Annotated in this window: 19 protein-coding genes; 17 read left to right on the forward strand and 2 right to left on the reverse strand. The window is 57.5% G+C overall.

Translation table 11 applies throughout. The features are described 5' to 3' along the window. The first annotated feature begins 3 nt into the window (after positions 1-3). The 7 genes from CFT68_RS05545 (at position 4) to CFT68_RS05575 (ending at position 11097) form a co-directional block, all read left to right on the forward strand. The gene (locus tag CFT68_RS05545) at positions 4-1245 is read left to right on the forward strand and encodes an allantoate amidohydrolase (protein WP_088842404.1); all 1242 of its coding nucleotides are present in this window, start codon (positions 4-6) and stop codon (positions 1243-1245) included. Between the two features lie 105 nt (positions 1246-1350). Beyond that, the gene (gene allE / locus CFT68_RS05550; protein WP_088842405.1) at positions 1351-2097 is read left to right on the forward strand and encodes a (S)-ureidoglycine aminohydrolase; all 747 of its coding nucleotides are present in this window, start codon (positions 1351-1353) and stop codon (positions 2095-2097) included. Positions 2098-2118: 21 nt separating this feature from the next. Beyond that, a complete protein-coding gene (gene uraD, locus CFT68_RS05555) occupies positions 2119-2625 on the forward strand; it encodes a 2-oxo-4-hydroxy-4-carboxy-5-ureidoimidazoline decarboxylase (protein WP_088842406.1) in 507 nt (168 codons plus the stop codon). After that, complete coding sequence (gene uraH, locus CFT68_RS05560; RefSeq protein WP_088842407.1) at positions 2622-2960, forward strand: hydroxyisourate hydrolase; 339 nt, start codon at positions 2622-2624, stop codon at positions 2958-2960. The genes uraD and uraH overlap by 4 nt, the downstream gene beginning before the upstream one ends. 71 nt (positions 2961-3031) lie before the next feature. Then, positions 3032-4468, forward strand: a complete 1437-nt coding sequence (locus CFT68_RS05565; protein ID WP_088842408.1) for a DUF6986 family protein — start codon at positions 3032-3034, stop codon at positions 4466-4468. Between the two features lie 439 nt (positions 4469-4907). Continuing rightward, entirely contained in the window at positions 4908-9431 is a 4524-nt protein-coding gene (gene gltB / locus CFT68_RS05570) for a glutamate synthase large subunit (protein WP_088842409.1), read from the forward strand. Positions 9432-9627: 196 nt separating this feature from the next. After that, on the forward strand, positions 9628-11097 hold the full coding sequence (locus CFT68_RS05575) for a glutamate synthase subunit beta (protein WP_088842410.1): 1470 nt from the start codon (positions 9628-9630) through the stop codon (positions 11095-11097). Between the two features lie 101 nt (positions 11098-11198). Here the strand turns inward: CFT68_RS05575 and CFT68_RS05580 are convergent, their stop codons facing one another. Then, positions 11199-12140, reverse strand: a complete 942-nt coding sequence (locus CFT68_RS05580; protein ID WP_088842411.1) for an NAD(P)-dependent oxidoreductase — start codon at positions 12138-12140, stop codon at positions 11199-11201. A 401-nt stretch (positions 12141-12541) separates the two neighbouring features. Beyond that, positions 12542-13330 carry a 16S rRNA (adenine(1518)-N(6)/adenine(1519)-N(6))-dimethyltransferase RsmA gene (gene rsmA / locus CFT68_RS05585; protein ID WP_088842412.1) on the reverse strand — a complete coding sequence of 263 codons (789 nt, stop codon included), beginning with the start codon at positions 13328-13330 and terminating at the stop codon, positions 12542-12544. A 254-nt stretch (positions 13331-13584) separates the two neighbouring features. Here rsmA and CFT68_RS05590 point away from each other — a divergent pair, with 254 nt between their 5' ends. From CFT68_RS05590 to accC, 10 genes are all read left to right on the forward strand, one after another. Then, the gene (locus CFT68_RS05590; RefSeq protein ID WP_088842413.1) at positions 13585-15039 is read left to right on the forward strand and encodes a leucyl aminopeptidase family protein; all 1455 of its coding nucleotides are present in this window, start codon (positions 13585-13587) and stop codon (positions 15037-15039) included. 111 nt (positions 15040-15150) lie between these two features. Next, entirely contained in the window at positions 15151-16203 is a 1053-nt protein-coding gene (pdxA, locus tag CFT68_RS05595; RefSeq protein ID WP_088842414.1) for a 4-hydroxythreonine-4-phosphate dehydrogenase PdxA, read from the forward strand. A gap of 212 nt (positions 16204-16415) precedes the next feature. Beyond that, the gene (locus CFT68_RS05600) at positions 16416-16784 is read left to right on the forward strand and encodes a helix-turn-helix domain-containing protein (protein ID WP_088842415.1); all 369 of its coding nucleotides are present in this window, start codon (positions 16416-16418) and stop codon (positions 16782-16784) included. 77 nt (positions 16785-16861) lie between these two features. Next, entirely contained in the window at positions 16862-17395 is a 534-nt protein-coding gene (locus CFT68_RS05605; RefSeq protein WP_088842416.1) for a YceD family protein, read from the forward strand. 65 nt (positions 17396-17460) lie between these two features. Further along, positions 17461-17685: a 50S ribosomal protein L32 gene (rpmF, locus tag CFT68_RS05610; RefSeq protein WP_088842417.1), complete on the forward strand. Its 225-nt coding sequence runs from the start codon at positions 17461-17463 to the stop codon at positions 17683-17685. Between the two features lie 131 nt (positions 17686-17816). Next, a complete protein-coding gene (gene plsX / locus CFT68_RS05615) occupies positions 17817-18761 on the forward strand; it encodes a phosphate acyltransferase PlsX (protein ID WP_088842418.1) in 945 nt (314 codons plus the stop codon). 58 nt (positions 18762-18819) lie between these two features. Continuing rightward, complete coding sequence (locus tag CFT68_RS05620) at positions 18820-19833, forward strand: beta-ketoacyl-ACP synthase III (protein ID WP_088842419.1); 1014 nt, start codon at positions 18820-18822, stop codon at positions 19831-19833. 188 nt (positions 19834-20021) lie between these two features. Further along, positions 20022-20585: an elongation factor P gene (gene efp, locus CFT68_RS05625; protein ID WP_088842420.1), complete on the forward strand. Its 564-nt coding sequence runs from the start codon at positions 20022-20024 to the stop codon at positions 20583-20585. Positions 20586-20613: 28 nt separating this feature from the next. Continuing rightward, positions 20614-21096, forward strand: coding sequence for an acetyl-CoA carboxylase biotin carboxyl carrier protein (accB, locus tag CFT68_RS05630; RefSeq protein ID WP_088843686.1), 483 nt, complete (start codon positions 20614-20616; stop codon positions 21094-21096). Between the two features lie 101 nt (positions 21097-21197). Then, positions 21198-22544: an acetyl-CoA carboxylase biotin carboxylase subunit gene (gene accC, locus CFT68_RS05635; protein ID WP_088842421.1), complete on the forward strand. Its 1347-nt coding sequence runs from the start codon at positions 21198-21200 to the stop codon at positions 22542-22544. Positions 22545-22709 lie beyond the last annotated feature (165 nt).

The following is a 22709-nucleotide window of genomic DNA, read 5'->3' on the forward strand; positions in this document are numbered from 1 at the left end:
AGGGTGGAACATTATACAGAACGCGCCGCCCGCATCATGAGGCGCATCGAAGAACTGGCCGCCATCAGCGAAGATGCGCAAGGCATCACGCGCAGGTTTGGCACGCCCGCGTTTCTGCAAGGCAGCGCTTTGGTGCGCTCCTGGATGGAAGCGAGTGGCCTAGCGACGCGCATAGACAGCATCGGCAACGTGCGCGGGCGGCTGGTGAGCCAGAACCCCGTCGCGAAAACCTTCGTGCTGGCCTCGCACATTGATACGGTGGTGAATGCCGGCAAATACGATGGCCCCCTGGGCGTACTGCTGGGGCTTGATATGCTGGAGCACTTGATGGCTCAGCAGGTTGCGCTGCCCTTTCACATCGAGCTGATTGCGTTCAGCGACGAAGAAGGCGTGCGGTTTCATACTACCTATCTGGGCAGCAAAGTGGTAGCCGGCTCCTTCGACGCTGGCTTGTTAAACAGGCTAGATGCCCATGACATTTCCCTGGCTGATGCTATTACCACAATCGGCGGCCACCCAGGCCACCTCACCACCGACGCCATTCCGGCCGAAGACTGGCTGGGCTATTTTGAGGTGCACATTGAGCAGGGCCCCGTACTCTGGGAGCGGCAGATTCCGGTGGCCTTGGTCGCGGCCATTGCCGGGCAGCAGCGTGTGGAGCTGACGTGGCGCGGCATGGCCGGGCACGCCGGCACCGTGCCCATGGAGTTGCGCCAGGATGCCCTGGCCGGCGCCGCCGAGTTTCTTCTGGCCGTGGAACAGTTCGGCCAAACATATAAACACGTGCTGGTAGCCACCGTGGGCAAGCTGGAAGTACGCAATGCGGCCAGCAACGTCATTCCCGGCGAAGTGGTCTGCAGCCTGGACATGCGCAGTGCCGATGCTGCGCGCCTGCAGGTGGCCTACGAGGAGCTGCGGAACCTGACAGCAGCCGTGGCCGCCCGTCGTGGCCTAGAGCTAGACTGGAACCTGATTCAGTACACCGCACCGGTTTCCTGCGACGCTAAATTGAATAACCTGCTCGCCCAGGCTATTACGGAAACGGGTCATGAAGTCGTGAGCCTGGTGAGCGGCGCCGGCCACGATGCCGTTCCCATATCGGCGGTGGCACCGGCTACTATGCTGTTTGTGCGCTGCTACAAGGGCATCAGCCACAACCCGCTGGAACGGGTGGAGCTACCAGACCTGGCCGCCACATTGCCGGTAACTGACCGGTTTCTTTCGTTACTTATCGCCTCCTACTAAAAGTGTTATTCCGACCGTAGGGAGGAACCTGGGAAACAGGCCTAGAACCTCATCCAGATTTCTTCCTTTGGTCGGAATGACAACTACATCTTTACTACTCCCTGCATGGAAATATCTGCCCTTACCCGCTCTGTTGTCAAGCATAACCACGCCATCATCGCCCCCGATGGGTACATCAACAGCAATGTACCGGGCTGGACGAACTGCACTGTCAACGTCATCATCAATGAGCAAATGGGCGCCCGCCTGTGCCAGACCATCATTACGCTGCGCGAAGGCGGGCGCCTCGAAGGGCAGACGCAGGCTTCGCAGATTTTCTTCTATGTGGTAGAAGGCCAGGTGCAAACAACTGTGGGCGGCGAAACCCGAACCCTCACCACCGGACAGTTTGTGTATGTGCCCATCGAGCAGGCCTACCTGTTTGAGCAGCCTACCGAAGGCACCCAGCTCCTGACGTTTCATAAGGTGTATGAGCCGCTGGCTGGCTATACTGTGCCCGGCGTACTGTTCGGCGAAAAGGACGACAGCAAGGCGCCCATATACATGAACGATGAGGCCCTACGCATTCAGGAGCTGCTGCCCAATGCGCTGGGCTTCGATATGGCCGTGAACATTTTCACCTATGCCCCCGGCGGGCACCTGCCCATGGTGGAAACCCACATCATGGAGCACGGCCTGCTCTACCTGCAAGGCCAGGCCATTTATATGCTCGATCAGCAGTGGTATCCCGTCAAGAAAGGCGACTCCATCTGGATGGCGCCCTACTGCCAGCAGTGGGCCACCACCATGGGCAAGGAGCCTTCGGTGTACATCTACTACAAGAACGTGAACCGCTTCCCGACGGTGATTTAATTTCCTGCTTAAACGCAGCATATGACCTTATCTGAGCTCAATCACCTCTCCCGGACTGGCCTAGCCGATGCCTTACGCAAGTGCTGCGGCTCATCGGCTTGGGTAGAAGCCATGCGCAGCATTTTTCCGGTGGCTGATGTGGAAACGCTGCTGCAAAAAGCCACTACCATCTGGCACGGCCTTTCCGAAGCCGACTGGCGCGAGGCTTTCACACATCATCCTAAAATCGGTGATATCAAATCTCTGAAGGAGAAGTTTGCCAGCACCAGCACCTGGGCCGCCGGTGAGCAAGGCGCTGTGAAACAGGCGCCTCAACAGGTTCTGGAAGAGCTGGCTGCTGGCAATGAGGCCTACGAGCAGAAATTCGGCTACATCTTCATTGTGTGCGCCACTGGCAAATCGGCCGAGAAAATGCTGGCGCTGCTGCAGGCCCGCTTGCCAAACCCGCCACAGGAAGAAATCTTACTAGCCGCGGCGGAGCAAGACAAAATCACTCGTATTCGCCTGGAAAAGCTTTTAGCCGCATGAGTCAGCTTACTACCCATATTCTGGATACTACATTGGGCAAGCCGGCTGCTGGCATCACCATCACACTGTATGCGCAGCAAGGCGAAACCTGGCAGGCACTGGCCTACGGACAAACCAACCAGGACGGACGCGTTGCGGACTTACTGCCCAACGACGAAACGCTACCCGTAGGCACGTATAAGATGAAGTTCCTGACGCAGGAATATTTCGATCAGCAGGGCGTGACCACGTTTTACCCCTTCGTGGAAATCATATTTGCTGTTACTTCTACTGAGCATTACCACGTGCCGCTGCTGCTGAATCCGTTCGGCTACTCCACCTACCGCGGCTCTTAAACAGTACATGCGTATTTTGACCGTCATGCTAAGATTGCCGATCAATTATAACCTACCTCCCCCTCCTTCCCATGAAGCTCAGCATCCAGGATACCGATAAAGCACAGCTCTTAGACCAACTCGGCGAAGCCAACCGCCGCTTCCAGCACACTTACCCCGGCGACAAGCCCGACCGCCAGCCGGTGCACACGGTATATGGCGGCGCCAACCTGTTTAAGGCCGATACCTGCGTGCGCATGGGCGACATTGCCCTGAACAACCTGCACACCTACGCCCCAAATTTCGCGGAGCTGGCCCGCATGCTGCAACTCAAAGGCCATGAGCACCTGCCGAAACTGGCCCAGGATGTGGCGGCGTTGACTGCGCGCCTAGATGCTATGCAGCCCGAGGAGCGCAAGCATGAGCAAGCGTGGCTAGCCTACTCGGTGTACAACAAGATTGTGCGTAAGCTCCAGACCGAAGCTGTGGAGGATTTCCGCATCGATTTTGAGGATGGCTTTGGCAACCGGCCCGATGCGGAGGAAGACGCCACCGCTGTGCAGGCCGCTACTGAGCTGGCACTGGGCATGCAAAAGGGCACCGTATCGCCGTTTATTGGCATCCGCATCAAGCCATTCACGGAAGATATGAAGGCCCGCGGCATCCGTACGCTGGATATTTTCCTGACAACGCTGCTGGAGAAAACCGGCGGTAAGCTGCCCGAGAACTTCGTGGTGATGCTGCCCAAAGTGACCATTCCGGAGCAGATGAGCACGATGGTACGCTTCTTCGAGCTGCTGGAAAAAGCCAATGGCCTAGAGCCCGGCACGCTGAAGATGGAAACGATGGTGGAGGCTACCCAGATCATCATGGATGAGGAAGGCCGCAACCCACTCATGCGCATCATTCGGGCCAGCGAAGGGCGTTGCGTGGCGGCCCACTTCGGCACCTACGACTACACCGCTTCGGCGGGTATCACGGCCAGGTACCAGACCATGGCCCACCCCGTCTGCGACTTTGCCCACCACATGACCAAAGTAGCGTTGGGCGGCACCGGCATTTTCCTGTCCGATGGGGCTACCAACGTAATGCCCATCGGCCCGCACCGCGGCGAAAACCTTTCATATGAGCAACTGCGCGAAAACCGCGAATCGGTGCACAACGCCTGGCGGCAGGGGTTCCACCACACCACGCACTCCCTCATCAATGGCCTTTATCAGGGCTGGGATTTGAACCCGGCCCAGCTGCCCATGCGCTACGCGGCCACCTATAACTTTTTCCTCAGCAGCTATGACGACGCGGTCCACCGTCTGAAAACCTTTGTGGAGCGCGCCGCCATTTCCACGCTTACGGGCGACATCTTCGACGATGCCGCCACCGGCCAAGGCTTGCTCAACTTCTTCCTGAAAGCCCTGAACTGCGGCGCCATCACGGAAGAGGAAATTAAGGCCACCGGCCTCACCACCGCCGAAATCCAGACCCGCTCCTTCTTCCGCATCCTGGAAGGCCGCCGCGCCCAGAAGGCCTAGGCCACTTCAGTTCCATCCAGCCCGTCAGTCTACTGAACGTCATGCTTGATCTGGCGTCCGCTTGTCGAAGCATCTCGCGTGCTGACGTTCTGGTGGTAACTCAACTAGCCGACACTACACTCGCACGTCATCCTGAGCATTCCGCGCATTAAGCGGCGACGAAGGATGACGTGCGAGTGTGTTAGGTAAGTGCGATACCGTTGACAAGTGCTACTTACTTATATCTGGTTCTCTCTGACACCGTATATGCAGGCCTTGCCCTAACCATGCTAGGCCTGTCAAATACAAGTATTTATCTTTTCAGACGTATACTTTATCCTTTGTTAGAAATCGTAGAAGTGACCTAGCGCAGCGTGGAGGCCTTGTGGGGAAGAATATCTTGCTAATTCGGCCTAGTGCGCCGAGTCGCAATCCTTCCTAACCACGACGCCACTCTCCGATGACACCTGACAACCCGCAGGGCCTGTACCGCCCCGAGTTCGAGCACGATGCCTGTGGTACGGGGTTTATAGCCTACCTCAACGGCCGCAAGTCGCACCAGATTATCACGGATGCGCTGACCATGCTGGAAAATATGGAGCACCGCGGCGCCTGTGGCTGCGACTCCGATTCCGGCGATGGGGCCGGTCTGTTGCTCCAACTCCCGCACTGGTTTTTTCTGGAAGAATGCACGGCCCTGAGCATCCGGCTGCCCGAGCCCGGCCACTACGGCGTGGGCATGTTGTTTCTGCCTAAAGATTCCACCACGCAAGCTGCCTGCCGGGCCGTCATTCAGGCCGCTGGCGACAAGCTAGGCCTAGCAGTGCTGGGCTACCGGCCAGTGCCGGTGAACCCCGCCGGTATTGGGCCTACGGCGCTGGCCGCTGAACCCAGCATGGAGCAGGTATTTGTAGCGCGCCCGACTGGCCTAGCCACCACCGAGGATTTCGAGCGGAAGCTGTATGTACTGCGGCGCTATATCACCAAACTGGTGCAGGAGCAGGTGCCAGCAGCGGCCGAGGATTTCTACTTCGCTTCGCTTTCCTGCAAGATCATCGTGTACAAGGGCCAGCTGACCACCTACCAGGTCCGCGGCTACTTTCCCGATTTGTCGGATGAGCGCGTGACGTCGGCGTTTGGGATGGTGCACTCGCGTTTTTCCACGAACACGTTTCCGTCGTGGAGGCTGGCCCAGCCGTTCCGGCTGCTGGCCCACAATGGCGAGATTAACACACTGCGCGGCAACCTGAATTGGTTTTACGCGGGCGTGCGCAGCTATGTGTCGCCGTATTTCTCGGAGGAGGAGATGGAAATGCTGCTACCGGTCATTGACAGCCACCAGTCCGATTCCGCCTGCCTCGACAACATTGTGGAGATTCTGCTGCACTCGGGCCGCTCCCTGCCGCACGTGATGATGATGCTGGTGCCCGAAGCCTGGGACGGAAACACCCAGATGGACCCGCTCAAAAAGGCCTTCTATGAGTTTCATGCCACCTTTATGGCTCCCTGGGATGGCCCGGCGGCGTTGCTGTTCACTGATGGCCACATGCTGGGCGCCATGCTCGACCGCAATGGCCTACGCCCCCTGCGCTACAGTGTAACCAACGACGGCCGGGTGGTGGTAGCATCCGAAACCGGCGTATTGACCATCCCCGATTCCATCGTAGAAAAGAAAGGCCGCCTGCAGCCTGGCAAGATGCTGCTCATTGATACCGTAGCCGGCCAGATCATCACCGATGAGGAGCTAAAGGCCCAGGCCGCGGCCCGCCAGCCCTATGGGCAGTGGCTCGATGAATACCAGATTCGGCTGGAAGAGTTGCCCGAGCCGCGCCAAGTATTCTCCGACCTCGCCGCCGACGCTGTGTTCAAGTACCATCAGGTTTTTGGTTACACCCGCGAGGATATTGACACGCTCATCACCCCGATGGCGCTGGAAGGCAAGGAGCCCATCGGCTCCATGGGTGTAGATATTCCGCTGGCCGTGCTTTCCGACCAGCCCCAGCACCTGAGCAGCTACTTCAAGCAGTTCTTCGCGCAGGTCACGAATCCGCCCATCGACCCCATCCGGGAGCGGCTGGTGATGAGCCTGGCAACCTTTCTGGGTAACAATGGCAACATCCTCGACGAGGACAAAATGCACTGCCATTGCGTGGCCTTGCGCCAGCCGGTGCTCACCAACCACGAGCTGGAAAAGCTGCGCAGCATCGATACGGGCATGTTCAATGCCAAAACCCTGCTCTCCTACTTCAAGGCCGACGATAAGCCCGGCTCCCTGGAAGCTGGCCTGGCGCGCCTCTGCCGGTACGCCGAGGACGCCGTGAACGACGGGTTTGAGGTGTTGATTTTGTCGGACCGCGGCCTGGATTCTAAGCACGCGCCCATTCCGTCGTTGCTGGCGGTGTCGGCCGTGCATCACCACCTGATCCGGAAGGGCTACCGCGGCTCCGTAGGCCTGGTAGTAGAGGCCGGCGACGTGTGGGAAGTCCATCATTTTGCCTGTCTGCTGGCATTTGGTGCCACGGCTATCAATCCCTATCTGGCGCTTTCTACGGTGCAAACCATGCACGCGCTAGGCCAGTTCAATACCGCTCAGGACTACGCGCAGCTCGCCAAAAACTATATCAAGGCAGTGTGTGATGGGTTGCTGAAGATTTTCTCCAAGATGGGCATCAGCACGCTGCAGTCGTACCACGGGGCGCAGGTGTTCGAGATTCTGGGTATCAATCAGGAGGTGGTAGACCAGTATTTCACAGGTGCCGTGACGCGCATAGGTGGCCTAGGCCTCGATGAAATAGCCCGAGAGACTCTCTATAAGCAGTTTCAGGGTTTTAAGAGCAGCACGCTGGAAGAGCAGCAACTGCTGCCGGAGGGCGGGGTGTACCAGTGGCGGCGCCGCGGCGAGGCCCACATGTTCAACCCCGAAACCGTGCACCTGCTTCAGCACGCCACCCGTACCGGCAACTACGAGGTGTACCGGCGCTATGCCCGCCTGCTGAACGACCAGCCGGAACGCTTATTTACCCTGCGCGGCCTCCTAGATTTTGCCCACCACCGGCCGGCTATTGCGCTAGAGGAAGTAGAACCGGCCGAAAGCATTATGAAGCGGTTTGCTACCGGCGCTATGTCGTTTGGCTCGATTTCGCACGAGGCGCACAGCACCCTGGCCATTGCCATGAACCGCATCGGGGGCAAGAGCAACACCGGCGAGGGCGGCGAGGACCCTATGCGCTACGAGCACCTGCCCAACGGCGACTCCATGCGCTCGGCCATCAAGCAAATTGCCTCGGCCCGCTTCGGCGTGACGGCCCATTACCTCACCAACGCCGACGAGCTCCAGATCAAGATGGCCCAGGGTGCCAAGCCCGGCGAAGGCGGCCAGCTACCGGGTCACAAGGTAGATGAGTGGATTGCGCGGGTGCGCCACGCCACGCCCGGGGTAGGCCTCATCTCGCCCCCGCCCCACCACGATATCTATTCTATTGAAGACCTGGCCCAGCTCATTTTCGACCTGAAAAACGCCAACCGCGCCGCCCGCATCAACGTGAAGCTGGTGAGCAAGGCCGGCGTGGGCACCATTGCCGCCGGAGTTGCCAAGGCCCACGCCGATGTTATCCTGATTGCGGGGTACGACGGCGGAACCGGTGCTTCGCCCATGAGCTCGATAAAGCACGCGGGCCTGCCCTGGGAGCTAGGCCTATCGGAAGCCCACCAAACGCTGGTGCGCAACCAGCTCCGCAGCCGCGTAGTGCTACAAGCCGATGGTCAGATCAAAACTGGTCGTGATTTAGCCGTAGCCGCTTTGCTGGGCGCTGAGGAATGGGGTGTAGCCACGGCGGCGCTCATTGCCGGCGGCTGCATCCTGATGCGCAAGTGCCACCTGAATACCTGTCCGGTAGGAGTGGCTACACAGGACCCGGAGCTACGAAAGCTGTTCACGGGCCAGCCCGAGCACATCGTGAACCTGTTCCGCTTTCTGGCCGAGGAGCTGCGCGAAATCATGGCTGAGCTGGGCTTCCGGACGGTAAACGAGATGGTAGGCCGCACGCAGTTTCTGAAGGTGCGGGAAGGTATCACCCACTGGAAAGCCCGCACCCTAGATCTATCGGATTTGCTACAGGCCGTGGCCAACCCCTCCAAGGGCACCCTCTACAACAGCGAGCAGCAGGATCATGGCCTAGACAACATTCTGGACTGGCAACTGCTGCAGTATGCCCAACCCGCGCTGGAGGACCGCATTCCGGTGTTTGCTTCTTTTGAAGTGCACAACACCGACCGCACTATTGGCACGTTGCTTTCCAACGAGATTTCCAAACGCTACCACGGCCTAGGCCTGCCGGATAACACCATCAACTATGCCTTCCACGGCTCGGCGGGCCAGAGCTTCGGGGCTTTCTGCGCCAAAGGGTTGTCGTTTGCGCTGGAAGGTGAGGCAAACGACTACGTGGGCAAGGGCCTTTCGGGCGCGCAGTTGGCTATTTACCCATCACCTGAGGGCCATTTTTTGCCGGAGCAGAACATCATCATCGGCAACGTAGCCCTGTATGGCGCTACTTCTGGTGAGATGTTCGTGCGCGGGCAGGCCGGGGAGCGGTTTGCGGTGCGCAACTCTGGCGCCACGGCCGTGGTGGAAGGCGTTGGTGACCACGGCTGCGAGTACATGACCGGAGGCCGCGCCCTGATTCTGGGTAAAACCGGCCGAAACTTCGCGGCGGGCATGAGCGGCGGCATTGCCTGGGTCTATGACCCCGAAGGCACCTTCCCGGGCAATTGCAACACCGAAATGGTGGACCTCGACCCGCTGGACATCGACGATGAGGCGCAGATTCAAACGCTCCTTCACAAGCACCAACAGCTCACCGGTAGCCAACTGGCAGCCTACCTGCTCGGCAATTGGCAGGAGGAAGCCAGCCGCTTCGTGAAGGTCTTCCCTTCCGAATACAAGAAGGTGCTGCAGGCAGCGCAATATGAGCCAGCCGAACGGTAGGCAGTCTAGAACAACCAAACCGGACAGTCATACTGAGCTTGTCGAAGCATCCATACCGCTGGCTATTCACTGGCCTAAAAGAGCAACCGCTTGCTTCATAGCCCAGGGTTTAAACCCTGGGCTAGTAAACTGCAACGAAGCGGAAGAGATGCTTCGTCAAGCTCAGCATGCCCCCCACTAGAAGAGACAATTACACATGGGACATATCACAGGATTCAAAGAGTTTGACCGCGAGATGCCTCCCAAGGCAGCGCCGCAGGAGCGCGTGGCACACAACCGCGAGTTCGTAGGCCTGTATTCCGAAGACCAGCTTACCAAGCAGGCCGCCCGATGTATGGACTGCGGCATTCCGTTCTGCCACTCGGGATGCCCACTGGGCAATATCATCCCGGAGTTTAATGACGCCGTGTTTAAGCAGGACTGGGAAGAGGCCTACCAGATTCTGTCTTCGACCAACAACTTCCCCGAATTTACGGGCCGCATTTGTCCGGCGCCCTGTGAGTCGGCGTGCGTGCTGAGCATTAACCGGGCGCCGGTGGCCATTGAGGAAATCGAGAAGCACATTATTGAAATTGCCTTCTCCAAAGGCTACGTGCAGCCCACGGCGCCGGTGCTCAAGTCGGGCAAAACGGTGGCCGTAGTGGGCTCAGGGCCGGCCGGCCTGGCAGCGGCGGCACAGCTAACGAAAGCCGGCCATACGGTTACCGTATTTGAGCGCGACGACCTGCCGGGTGGCCTCCTGCGCTACGGCGTACCCGATTTTAAGCTGGAAAAGTGGGTAATTGACCGGCGCATTCAGCTGCTGGAAGAAGATGGCGTGGTGTTTCGCTGCAACACGGAAGTCGGCAAAAACATACTGGCGGATGAGCTGACGCGCACGTTTGATGCAGTAGTGCTTTGCGGCGGCGCCACCGTACCGCGCGACTTGCCTATTCCGGGCCGGAAACTGCAGGGCATACACTTCGCCATGCCCTACCTCACGCAGCATAACCGCCGCGTAAGCAACCTGCCGCTCTCCGACGAGGAAGTGCTGGCGACTGGCCTAGACGTGGTGGTGATTGGGAGTGGCGACACGGGCTCCGACTGCGTAGGCACGGCCAACCGCCAGCAGGCGCGCTCCGTCAAGCAGTTTGCCCTGATGCACCAGCCCAGCCCCGAGCGGCCCGCCCATACGCCCTGGCCCCAGGAACCGGCCATCTTCCGCACCAGCACCTCTCACGAAGAAGGCTGCCACCGCTATTGGGGCATCCACACCAAAGCCTTCCTCAGCGACGAGCTAGGCCAGGTGCGTGCCCTACTGGTAACCGACGTAACCTGGGAAACCGACGTACTAGGCCGCCGCATTCGGTTTGAGGAACTAGAAGAATCGGAGCGTGAAATTCCGTGCCAGCTGGTGCTGCTGGCTGTAGGCTTCACCTCGCCCCAATATGCGGGCTTACTGGAGCAACTGGGGGTGGCCCTGGATGAGCGTGGCAACGTCCGGGCTTCCGAACATTCCTACCAAACCACTGTGCCCAACGTGTTTGTGGCTGGCGACATGCGCCGTGGGCAGTCGTTGGTGGTATGGGCTATTTCCGAAGGCCGAGAAGCCGCCCGGAAAGTAGATGTTTACCTGACTGGCAAGACCGCGCTGCCCAGTAAGAACGCTGTTGGTATGTTCCATTAGGTTTTATAGGTACCAAGAACGGCGGCCCCAATGACCGTCATGCTTCGACAAGCTCAGCATGACGTTCGATGGAAGACCAAAAACAAATGCTAGGCCACAGCTTACACCCCTAAAAAGACCTTCAGCTTTCGGGCCAGCACCTCATTTATCCGCTGGTACGACTGAAAGCTCCAGCCGCCAATATGCGGCGACATAATGACGTTGGGCGCGGCCGTCAGATACTCGAAACGTGCTTGCTGCTCAGGGCTCAGGGTGGCTAGCTTCTCGTTTTCCAGCACATCCAGCGCGGCCCCTTTAATCTGCCCTTCGCGCAAGACTTGCACCAAGGCGGCATGGTCGAGCACTTCACCGCGGGCCGTGTTGAGCAGCCACAGCGGGCTCTGAAAACCCTGCAGAAATGCGTCGTTTACGAAGTGATGATTGGCGGATGAATAAGGAATATGTAGGCTCAGCACCTCGGCCCGCGCCTGCAGCTCCGGCAGGCTCACCAGCGTGGCATGGTGGTTGGCTTCGCAGTTCGGGTCGTGGTCGTAGGCCAGTACGGTGCAGTCGAAAGCCTGCAGCCGGCGGGCGAATGCCTTGCCCATGTGGCCATAGCCCAGCAGGCCAATAGTCTTCCCGCCTATTTCCTCGCCCCGGTTAGCTTCACGGCGCCACAGGCCTGCACGTACCTCGTTATCGGCCCGCACGATGTTGCGAAACAGTGCCAGCAACAGGCCTACTGCATACTCTCCCACTGCGTCACGGTTGCCCTCGGGCGCGTTCAGCAGCGTTACACCGGCGGCAGTCAGTGCTTCTTCGTCAATATTGTCAACCCCAGCTCCGGCCCGGCACACGTAGCGTAGCTGCGGTCCGTAGGCCAGTAGCTCGGCCGTCACCCGCAGCTTGGAGCGCACCATTAGGCCATCATACGGGTGTGCGGCCAGCGCAGCGGCTACCTCCGTGGCTTTCAGATCGGGACGGTAGTGAAGCTGCACCCCGATTTTCTCCATCAAATCGGGCAGGCTCGGGTGCATTTCGTCGATGACGAGGCAGAGTGACATGGTAGAATCAGGGAAGGGAAGTTAGGACCAAGCTTGAATCACCCACTGCTTGATAAAGTTTTACTTGGCACTGCTGCCGCGTCAGTGGGCCCTGCGATGATGCTTGAGCGGCTGCAAAGTTGGTGGCAGTCTTATTAAGTAAAAAACACTTGTTGAACTCAGAATCGCAAAAAATCAAGTAGCTCCCCACTGCGGCATATGAGTCTACATGGCCAATATCCATTGCCTTGGTGGAAGTAAACCAGTGGTTTTGGTAGCCGACACTGGTGAAGCCTTCATAATCTGTTCTTGACTGATAGCCTTTTAGCCTTGGTATTGGCTCCCAAGAACCCTCGTCCGGGTTACAGCTTACTAGCAGTACGACAGAACAGCCTAATAGCAAGGTCTGACGCATGACTAGGCTACGCCACTTGATGCTGCTCCACATGCTTTGTCAGCCCCACAAAGTCAGCCACGCTTAGTTGTTCGGCGCGCTTATCGAAAATAGGGTCCGTAGTAGTTTCAGCAGGCATCCCGAAGGGCTTCAGAGCGTTGCGTAGAGTTTTGCGGCGGGTCTGGAAGGCTTGTTTCACCACCTTGAAGAAAAGCTTCTCGTCACAGTCCAGCTGCTGAGTAGTGTTGCGGGTCAGGCGAATAACGGCCGACTGCACTTTGGGCGGCGGGTTGAACACGTGCGGCGGCACCGTGAACAGGTACTCGATGGTATAAAACGCCTGCAGCAGCACGCTCAGAATGCCGTAGGTCTTACTGCCTGGTCCTTCGGCGAGGCGGTCGGCTACTTCCTTCTGAATCATGCCCACGCACTCGCGCACCTGATGGCGGTGGGCCAGCACCTGGAAGTAGATCTGGCTGCTGATGTTGTAAGGAAAGTTTCCGATGATGGCAATGGGCTGATTATTGTACAGCTTCCCCAAGTCCATTTTCAGAAAGTCCTGGGAGTAAATTCGGTCTTCCAGCGCAGGAAAATGCTTGTGTAGGTACGCCACTGAATCCCGGTCGATTTCTACCACGGAGGTGCGGTATTCCTTGTGCTGCAGCAGCGTGCCCGTGAGCACGCCCATGCCCGGCCCTATTTCCAGAACCTCCGTCACGCCATCGGGCAGGCGCAGGGCTTCCACAATGTTGCGGGCAATGTTCGGATCGGCCAGAAAGTGCTGCCCGAGGTGTTTTTTGGCTTTAACGGAATCCATACTACTGGAAGTAAGTGCAAGAAGAGTAGGTAGGCCACCAGATTGCGCTGTAGAAGCTCCACCGTAGGCCAGTCGCTGGAACAAAAGGCTCCAGCTTCTGCCACTGCGGTCGGAACGAATGGCGAACTTATCCGTTCGCTGTATTCGGTTCTACAAAAGGGCTACCTTCACGCCCAAAGATACGCCGGTGGCTGCCGTTTCTCCGCGCCTCGAGCTCGGAGTAGAGGCAGCAGCTGGCTTTACCTCCCCGCCCTATGCCCTTATCTCTCGCCTACGCTGCCGATTTTCCTTCTTTTGCAGACACCGTATTTATTCTGCCGGCCGGCACTACGGAGCTCCCCATCAATGCCGCCGCCGATCTGCCGGAGCCCGTTCGGGCGTACGTGGCCAGCCAGCTGGCCGCCGATGAAAAACTCATCAGCATCAACCAATACACGCACCACCACTACTATGTGGTAGCAGAAGCGAAGAAAACGGCAGATCTGACGGCCGAGGCGCTTCGCAAAGCCGGTAACAAACTGCACGCCCTGCTGAAAACCGACAAGATTCCGGAGCTGTTCATCAACGACTTGACTCCGGATGGCGCACTGGCGCTGGCAGAAGGCATTGCTCTTAGCGCTTATCAGTTTGAGGGCTATAAAACCGACGAGAAGTCGAAGAAGACTCCCGATTTGCAGCTCATTACGCTGGTAGGCCCTCAGCTGAGCACCGAAAAAGTACAGGAGCTGGATGGTGTGCTGCAAGGCGTGTACCTGGCCCGCGACCTGGTGAACATGCCCTACAGCCACCTCAACGCAACCCAGCTGGCCAACCGCATGCAAGCCGCCGGAGATGATGCTGGCTTCCAGACGGAAATTCTGGACTTTGTGCGCATTGAGGCCCTTCGTATGGGTGGCCTACTAGCCGTGAACCAGGGTAGTCCCGAGCCGCCCACCTTCACCATTATGGAGTACAAGCCCGAAGGCGCCACCAATGAAAAGCCTTATGTGCTGGTAGGCAAAGGCGTAGTATTTGACACCGGCGGACTCAGCCTGAAGCCCACGCCCAACAGCATGGACCTGATGAAGTGCGACATGGCCGGCGCGGCTGTAGTTACCGGCGTGCTCACGGCACTGGCCAAAAACAAGGTTAAGCTGCACGTAATAGGCCTGGTGCCCGCTACCGATAACCGCCCCGGCGGCCCCGCCCTGGCCCCCAGCGATGTAATTACTATGTACAGCGGCCTGACGGTGGAGGTAATGAACACCGATGCCGAAGGCCGCCTGATTCTGGCCGATGCACTGGCGTTTGCCAAGAAATATAACCCCGAGCTGGTGCTGGATTATGCTACCCTTACTGGCTCCGCCGTTCGCGCCATCGGCACTGAGGGTATCGTGTACATGGGCACCGCCGAAGAGCAAACCATGCTGGAGCTGAAGCAGTCCGGCAACCGCACGCATGAGCGCCTGGTGGAGTTTCCGATGTGGGACGAATACGATGACCACATCAAGAGCAGCGTAGCCGACCTTTCCAACATGGGCAAAGCCGAAGCCGGCGCTATTTCGGCCGGTAAGTTCCTGGAGCGCTTCATCGAGGGTTGCCCATGGGTGCACTTTGATATTGCTGGCCCTGCCTTCCTCACCGCTCCCGATTCGTACCGGGGCAAAGGGGGCACCGGCTCTGCCGTACGCCTCACCTACGACTTCCTGAAGCGGAAAGCTACGGTATAGCATCCTTCCCGCAGGGGAGTGGCCTAGCGCCGCACCGGGTACTCAGTTCCTGCGTTACGCTAGGCCACTCCCCTGCCAGTTGCTCCTTTTCATTCAACAGCACTTACCAGAATGCTTCCACGCATAGGCATATCCGTCGGCGACTTAGCCGGTATTGGCCCGGAAATTATCTATAAGACCTTTTTAGATCAGCGGCTGCTTAAGTTCTGCACGCCGGTTGTGTACGGCACCGCCACCGTCCTTTTCGACGACTTTCCCGTTGATCCGCAGGCGGAGCCCCTCACCTTCCGCCAGGTGCGCGAGGCCGCCGATATTGCGCCCGGTAAGCACAACGCCGTCACGTGCTGGGACGAGGACTATCACCTTACTCCCGGTCAGCCCAGCGCGGCCAGCGGCGCAGCAGCGCGCCAGAGTCTGCTAGCCGCCGCCCGCGACCTGAAAGCCGGCCTGCTCGACGCCCTCGTGACAGCACCCATCAGCAAGGAAAACACGCAGGCCGACGATTTCCGCTACCCTGGCCACACGGAGTTTCTGACCACCTTCTTTGAAGCGCCCGAAAGCCTCATGCTGCTCGCCACCGATGAGTTGCGGGTAGCTACCGTCACGGGCCATATTCCGCTCAAAGACGTGCCCAGCCGCCTCACCAAGGAGCTTCTGACAACCAAGCTGCGTATTCTCATCAACTCCCTGAAGCAGGATTTCGGCATTGAAAAACCGCGCGTTGCTGTGCTGGGGCTCAACCCCCACGCCGGCGAAAACGGCCTGTTAGGCACCGAGGAAATAGAAACCGTAACGCCCGTTCTCAAGCAGTTTCAGGAGGAAGGCCACCTGGCCTACGGGCCTTTCCCCGCCGATGGCTACTTCGGCACCGGCCAGTTCCGCCAGTTCGATGCCACGCTTTCCTTGTATCACGACCAGGGCCTGATCCCGTTTAAAACTATTGCGTTTGAGCGCGGCGTCAACTTCACGGCGGGCCTTCCCGTCATCCGCACCTCACCCGACCATGGCACCGCTTACGGCTTAGCGGGCCAGTTTAAAGCCGATCCTACCTCCTTCCGGGAAGCCTTATACATGGCCTGCGACTTGGTGCGCCAGCGCAAGGCCTTAGCAGAAATCAAACCCCTGATTCCGGGACCAGCGCCGCGCGGGGGCCGTTACGAGTAACCCCGCTGTATTCTGAGCTGGCTAACGGCCACCATCTCATTATCAGGATGGTGGCCGTTGCATTTTGGGCGAAAACCAACTCCTTATTGGCCCATCAAAAGCAGAATTTTATTTCCAAAAACGAAATTTTGTTTGTGCTTTCAGAACTAGACTGTAGATTTGCAGCTCCAAAACCGTAGCCATGCGCTGCTCTCTCCTGTTTATCTGCTGGTATGCTGCTTCAAACCCCTACCGATTACCGAACTGCCCTGCGCCGTCTTGACGCCTTGGTAGCTGCCGGAGTAGAGGGCAATGCCGCGCTAGAAACGGAATTGCGGGAGCTGATTGCGGCCCTTGACACGTACGAGGACAAGCTAGGCCTACTACCTATTCCTAACCTGCCTACCTCGCTGGCTGAAATGATTGAGCTGAAGCGCCAACAGATGCGCCTCAAGCAAAAAGAACTGGCCCAGCTACTGGAGGTGCCGGCCGGGCGCCTCTCCCAGATCCTGAGCGGCAAACGCCGCGTGACTCTGGACCTGGCGAAACGCTTGTACGAACGGTTAGGCATACCGCCCGACTTCATTCTGAAAAACGCGTAGCCGACTGGCCCAGACCGTATCTACTTTTAAAAAACGGGGAAATCTTTCTACTTTTGCCCCCTGCTATAAATACCCCTGTGAAAAAGGACACTCAATACGACCTCAACATCGCCCGTCTGGCCGATAAAACGCACCATTTTGCGTTTGAGCTCGACCGCGCCTTTTTTGAGCAGTTTGATCAGGAGCTCATCCCCGATGGCAACATTCATGCGGATGTTACCCTGATCAAAACAGACCGTTTGCTGACCCTGGACTTTGACCTGCACGGCACCGTACGCCAGATCTGCGACCGGAGCCTGGATGAGTACGACCAGCAGGTAGACGCGCACGAGCAGCTGCTGGTGCGCTTCGGCGACCAGAACCTGGAACTGGACGACAATGTGCTGCAAATCACGCCCGACACCCAGACGCTGCCTCTGGCTCAGCACCTGTTCGACTACATCGGTCTGGCGCTGCCCATGAAAAAGCTGCACCCGCGCTTCCAGGATGAGCCCGATGATAACCCCGATGCCGACGCCAAGCTCATCTTCACCACTCGCCAGGAAGGCGATGATGACGATGACAGCGACGACACCGATCCGCGCTGGAACGCGCTGCGCAACCTCAACTAGTAAGCGTGCTGGGTCGCTTGAACCCTTTCAATAGATACACTTCAACATTCAACATTTCCTGACTCATGGCTCATCCTAAGCGCCGAACCTCCAAAACCCGCCGCGACAAACGTCGTACCCACGATAAGCTGCACCCAAAAGCTATCAGCATCTGCACGAACACCGGCGAAACGCACCTGCGTCATAAAGCGTACGTAGTAGACGGCGACTTGTACCTGCACGGTAAAGTAGCTATCAAGAATTATGCTCCTGTAGCGGCTCCTGCTGCTACCGACAGCGACGAAGAATAGTAGCATCCGCCGCTTTTCTGCCTTTAGGTAGCCTTTAGTGAGCTCTCCGGCCGCTGCAGCCCACGCTGCCGGTGGCCGGAGAGCCAGGGTGGCCTAGGGCATCTCTCCCGGACCTCTTTGATACCTCGTTCATGAAGATAGCCCTGGACGCAATGGGGGGCGATTTTGCCCCTCAGGCAGCCGTCGATGGTGCAGTGCTGGCTGCGAAAGCGCTGGCCGGCAAGGCACAGATAGTGCTCATCGGCCAGGAAGACGCTGTACGCCCTCTGCTTCAGCAATATGGCTCCGATGCCGAAAATCTCATTCTGGTACCTGCTTCGCAGATTATCGAAATGGGTGAGCATCCGGCCAAAGCCTACCAGCAAAAGCAGGACTCCAGCATTGCCGTGGGTTACCGCATGCTACACGCTGGCGAAGTAGAAGCCTTTTGCTCGGCCGGCAACACCGGTGCTATGCTCGTAGGGGCAATGTTCAGTGTAAAGTCAGTGCCCGGCGTAATTCGCCCCGCCATTGCGAGCTTCGTTCCGAAGCAGCATGGTGGCCTAGGCATTATGCTGGATGTAGGAGTCAATGCTGAATGTAAGCCCGAAATGCTAGAGCAGTTTGGAGAGCTTGGCTCTTTGTACGCCCAGTATGTTTTAGGTATCGCGAAGCCGAAAGTAGGCCTCATGAACCTGGGTGAGGAAGAAGGTAAAGGCACTGCCACTACGCAGGCAGCTCATCAACTACTGAAAGTGAATCCCCATATTCGCTTCATTGGTAATATTGAAGGACGCGACCTGTTCAATGACAAAGCTGATGTAATTGTCTGTGATGGTTATACGGGCAATGTCCTGCTGAAAATGGCCGAATCTATTTATGAGATTCTGGTCGAGAAGCAAATGCATCAGGACCCATTCTTCGACAAATTCAACTATGAAGCCGTGGGTGGTTCTCCCATCCTAGGCATCAACGATAACGCGATTATCGGGCACGGAGTAAGCACACCCATTGCTATCAGCAATATGCTGCAACAAGGCTACCAAATGGCCAGCTCTGGCATCTCCGACCAGATAAAAAGCACCTTCAAGTCTTAGCGACAAAGTCCGGCCGAGAGCCGGACTTTTCTTTGCCGCGTTTTCCGTCTCTTTTATAATGAAGATTACCGCTGCCATAACCGGAGTGGGCGCCTATGTGCCCGACTACGTGCTCACGAACCAGGAACTCGAAACGATGGTCGATACGACCGACGAGTGGATCATGAGCCGAACGGGAATTAAGGAGCGACACATTCTAAAGGGCGAAAACCAGGGCACCTCGGTCATGGGCATCAAGGCCGTAGAGCAGCTTCTGGCTAAGACTGGCCTAGCTGCCGCCGATATCGACCTGCTCATCTGCGCCACCACCACACCCGACCTAGTATTTCCGGCTACGGCCAACATCATTTCGGCGGCTATTGGCGCGACCAAAGCGTTCAGCTTTGATATGCAGGCTGCCTGCTCGGGCTTCATGTATGCCTTGGCTACCGGCTCCCAGTTCATTGCTACCGGCACCTACAAAAAGGTAGTGGTAGTAGGCGCCGACAAGATGTCGAGCATCATTGATTACACGGACCGCTCCACCTGCATCATTTTTGGTGATGGTGCCGGCGCCGTGCTCCTGGAACCCAATACCGATGGCCTAGGCCTATTGGATCAGGAGTTGCACTCCGATGGCCACGGCGAGCAATACCTGCACCAGAAAGCCGGTGGCTCACGCCGTCCGCCCTCTGCTGAAACTGTGGCACAGCGCGAGCATTACGTGCACCAGGAAGGCGCGGCGGTATTCAAGTTTGCCGTGAAGAATATGGCCGATGTAGCTGCCCAGGTTTCTGAGCGCAACGGCCTTACCGCCGATACCATCGATTGGCTGGTGCCGCACCAGGCTAACAAGCGGATTATTGACGCAACGGCGCACCGCGTAGGTATCGGCCCAGAGAAGGTAATGCTCAATATTCATCGGTATGGCAATACCACCAACGGTACTATTCCGCTGTGCCTGGCCGATTATGAGCAGCAGCTCCGCAAAGGCGACAACCTGATTATTGCTGCGTTTGGCGGTGGTTTCACGTGGGGTGCACTTTACCTCAAATGGGCCTACGACCCTAAGCCCGGCCCTTCCGCTGCCTAAATACGGCGGCGCGAAACCAGAAAACCTCTATACTTGCACTCCCGACGTGCCGCCCCGCCATATTTTCGGGTCGGCACGTTGCGTTTCCACCCTGTTTACTCATTTACTGAATGTTGAAGATATAGGCCTAGGACACCAGTTTCCAGCTCCTTTCGCTTAGTTTTCCTCTCTTAACTCTTTCTCCCACCATGGCCACGACCGCAGATTTTCGCAACGGGCTCGTTTTGAACTACAACGGCGAGTTGCACGTCATCACCGAATTTCAGCACGTAAAGCCCGGCAAAGGTCCGGCTTTTGTACGTACTAAACTCCGCAACATTAAAACTGGCCGTGTGCTTGATAACACGTTCAATGCCGGCGTGAAAGTAGAAACCGCCCGCGTAGAGCAGCGCCCCCATCAGTACCTGTTCAAAGACGAGTACGGCTACACGTTCATGGACAATGAAACGTTTGAGCAGGTAGTTCTGCCTGAAGCCATGGTGCCCTTCGCCGACCTGATGAAGGAAGGCCAGGTAGCAACCATCCTGTTCCACGCCGAAACCGAGCAGCCGCTTACCGCCGAGTTGCCCACCACGGTAGAGCTGGTAGTGACCTACACCGAGCCCGGCCTGAAAGGCGACACCGCTACCAACACGCTGAAGCCCGCCATTGTAGAAACCGGAGCCCGCATACAGGTGCCCCTGTTTATTGATACCGATACCAAAATCCGCATCAAGACCAGCGACTACTCCTATGTCGAAAGAGTCAAATAAGCAGTCCAGCAAGCCCTCTCCCGCCGCCATGAAAGCCAAAGAACTACAGGAACTGATCGACTTCATTGCCAAGTCAGGTCTGAACAAAGTAAACATCGAGACTGAAGAGTTTAAGATCTCGGTTCAGCGCGACCCCAGCTACAAGCCCGTGGTAAGCATGTCGGCTCCAGCGGCAGCGGCTCCGGCCGCTACTCCTGCAGCCGCACCGGCCCCATCGGCTCCAACAGCGGCTGCACCCGCACCGGCTGCTGAAGCAGCCAGCAACGGCAACCAAGTTCCGCTGAAGTCGCCGATGATTGGCACCTTCTACCGCAGCAGCGGCCCAGACAGCCCCGCGTTCGTGCAGGTTGGTGACCTAGTAGAAAAGGGTCAGGTGATTTGCATCATCGAAGCCATGAAGCTGTTTAATGAGATTGAGGCTGAGCAATCGGGCCGCATTGTGAAGGCCATGGTTGAAAACGCCTCGCCGGTGGAGTACGACCAGCCGCTGTTCCTCATTGAGCCGATGTAATTTGAGAACCTAGAAATGAGAGCTTGGAGCTCAGACAAGAAGTGGCCTAGAAGCCCGGTCTGACTTCCAAGCTCTCATTTCTCACTTCTACCCCACGAGCTGTGTTCAAGAAAATACTGATTGCTAACCGGGGCGAAATTGCATTGCGCATTATTCGTACCTGCAAGGAAATGGGCATCAAAACGGTGGCCGTTTATTCTACCGCCGATAAGGAAAGCCTGCACGTCCGCTTTGCGGATGAGGCAGTTTGCATTGGCCCGCCTCCCTCGGCCCAGAGCTACCTGAGCATCCCGACGCTAATTGCAGCGGCCGAAATCACCAACGCCGATGCCATCCACCCTGGCTACGGCTTCCTCTCGGAAAACGCAGAGTTCTCGCGTGTTTGTCAGGAAAACGGCATCAAGTTCATCGGGGCTACGCCCGAGATGATTAATCAGATGGGCGACAAGGCTTCGGCCAAAGCCACGATGATTGCGGCCGGCGTACCGTGCATTCCCGGCTCCGTAGGCCTGCTCGACTCGGTGGAGCAAGGCAAAAAGGTAGCCGCTAAAATCAAGTATCCGGTTATCCTGAAGGCTACGGCTGGCGGCGGTGGCCGCGGTATGCGCATCATCAACTCCGAAGACGAGTTTGAGAAAGCCTGGAACGACGCCCGCACCGAAGCCAAAGCCGCTTTCGGCAATGACGGCGTGTACTTGGAGAAGTTCGTAGAGGAACCGCGCCACATCGAGATTCAGGTGTGCGGCGATCAGTACGGCCGCGTGTGCCACCTTTCGGAGCGCGACTGCTCTATCCAGCGTCGCCACCAAAAGCTGGTGGAAGAAGCCCCTTCGCCTTTCATGACGGAAGAGCTGCGCGAAAAAATGGGCGCGGCAGCTATTGCTGGTGCCTCGGCTATCAACTACGAAGGCGTAGGTACCATTGAGTTCCTGGTGGATAAGAACCGGGATTTCTATTTCATGGAGATGAACACCCGTATTCAGGTGGAGCACCCCGTGACGGAGGAAATCATCAACTACGACCTCATCAAGGAACAGATCAAGGTAGCGGCTGGCATCCCGATTTCGGGCGACAACTACTTCCCCCGAATGCACGCCATGGAGTGCCGCATCAACGCCGAGGACCCCACGAAGGACTTCCGTCCTTCGCCCGGCAAAATCACGGTGCTGCACATTCCGGGCGGCCACGGCGTGCGCGTTGATACGCACGTGTATGCTGGCTACCAGATTCCTTCGAACTACGACTCGATGATTGCCAAGCTCATCACGGTAGCGCAAACCCGCGAGGAGTGCATCGTGAAGATGAAGCGTGCCCTTTCGGAGTTTGTGGTAGAAGGCGTGAAGACCACCATTCCCTTCCACCTGAAGCTCATGGACAACGAGAAATTCAAGGCCGGTGACTTCACCACCAAGTTCCTGGAAACCTCCTTCGATTTTTCGGAGCTTTAGGCCACTCCTGCTTCTAGATTTGGAAAGCCCAACCTCGCGGGGTTGGGCTTTTTGTTTGCTCATACTTTTCGTTTGCCAGCCACATCACCGAAAGGTGAGTACTCACTCATTTTTCGAACGAATTTCTAGGTGTTTCTACTATTAGTGCCTGTATGCGCAAATACT

The sequence above is a fragment of the Hymenobacter gelipurpurascens genome, from assembly GCF_900187375.1.
Lineage (GTDB): Bacteria > Bacteroidota > Bacteroidia > Cytophagales > Hymenobacteraceae > Hymenobacter > Hymenobacter gelipurpurascens.

Bases quoted from the DNA above. Each gene is read 5' to 3' on its own strand.
- rpmF (WP_088842417.1), top strand. From the start codon at position 17,461: ATGGCTCATCCTAAGCGCCGAACCTCCAAAACCCGCCGCGACAAACGT.
- uraH (WP_088842407.1), top strand. From the start codon at position 2,622: ATGAGTCAGCTTACTACCCATATTCTGGATACTACATTGGGCAAGCCG.
- efp (WP_088842420.1), top strand. From the start codon at position 20,022: ATGGCCACGACCGCAGATTTTCGCAACGGGCTCGTTTTGAACTACAAC.
- CFT68_RS05580 (WP_088842411.1), bottom strand. From the start codon at position 12,140: ATGTCACTCTGCCTCGTCATCGACGAAATGCACCCGAGCCTGCCCGAT.
- gltB (WP_088842409.1), top strand. From the start codon at position 4,908: ATGACACCTGACAACCCGCAGGGCCTGTACCGCCCCGAGTTCGAGCAC.
- uraD (WP_088842406.1), top strand. From the start codon at position 2,119: ATGACCTTATCTGAGCTCAATCACCTCTCCCGGACTGGCCTAGCCGAT.
- CFT68_RS05590 (WP_088842413.1), top strand. From the start codon at position 13,585: ATGCCCTTATCTCTCGCCTACGCTGCCGATTTTCCTTCTTTTGCAGAC.
- CFT68_RS05620 (WP_088842419.1), top strand. From the start codon at position 18,820: ATGAAGATTACCGCTGCCATAACCGGAGTGGGCGCCTATGTGCCCGAC.
- plsX (WP_088842418.1), top strand. From the start codon at position 17,817: ATGAAGATAGCCCTGGACGCAATGGGGGGCGATTTTGCCCCTCAGGCA.
- rsmA (WP_088842412.1), bottom strand. From the start codon at position 13,330: ATGGATTCCGTTAAAGCCAAAAAACACCTCGGGCAGCACTTTCTGGCC.
- allE (WP_088842405.1), top strand. From the start codon at position 1,351: ATGGAAATATCTGCCCTTACCCGCTCTGTTGTCAAGCATAACCACGCC.
- CFT68_RS05600 (WP_088842415.1), top strand. From the start codon at position 16,416: ATGCTGCTTCAAACCCCTACCGATTACCGAACTGCCCTGCGCCGTCTT.
- CFT68_RS05565 (WP_088842408.1), top strand. From the start codon at position 3,032: ATGAAGCTCAGCATCCAGGATACCGATAAAGCACAGCTCTTAGACCAA.
- accB (WP_088843686.1), top strand. From the start codon at position 20,614: ATGAAAGCCAAAGAACTACAGGAACTGATCGACTTCATTGCCAAGTCA.
- pdxA (WP_088842414.1), top strand. From the start codon at position 15,151: ATGCTTCCACGCATAGGCATATCCGTCGGCGACTTAGCCGGTATTGGC.
- CFT68_RS05575 (WP_088842410.1), top strand. From the start codon at position 9,628: ATGGGACATATCACAGGATTCAAAGAGTTTGACCGCGAGATGCCTCCC.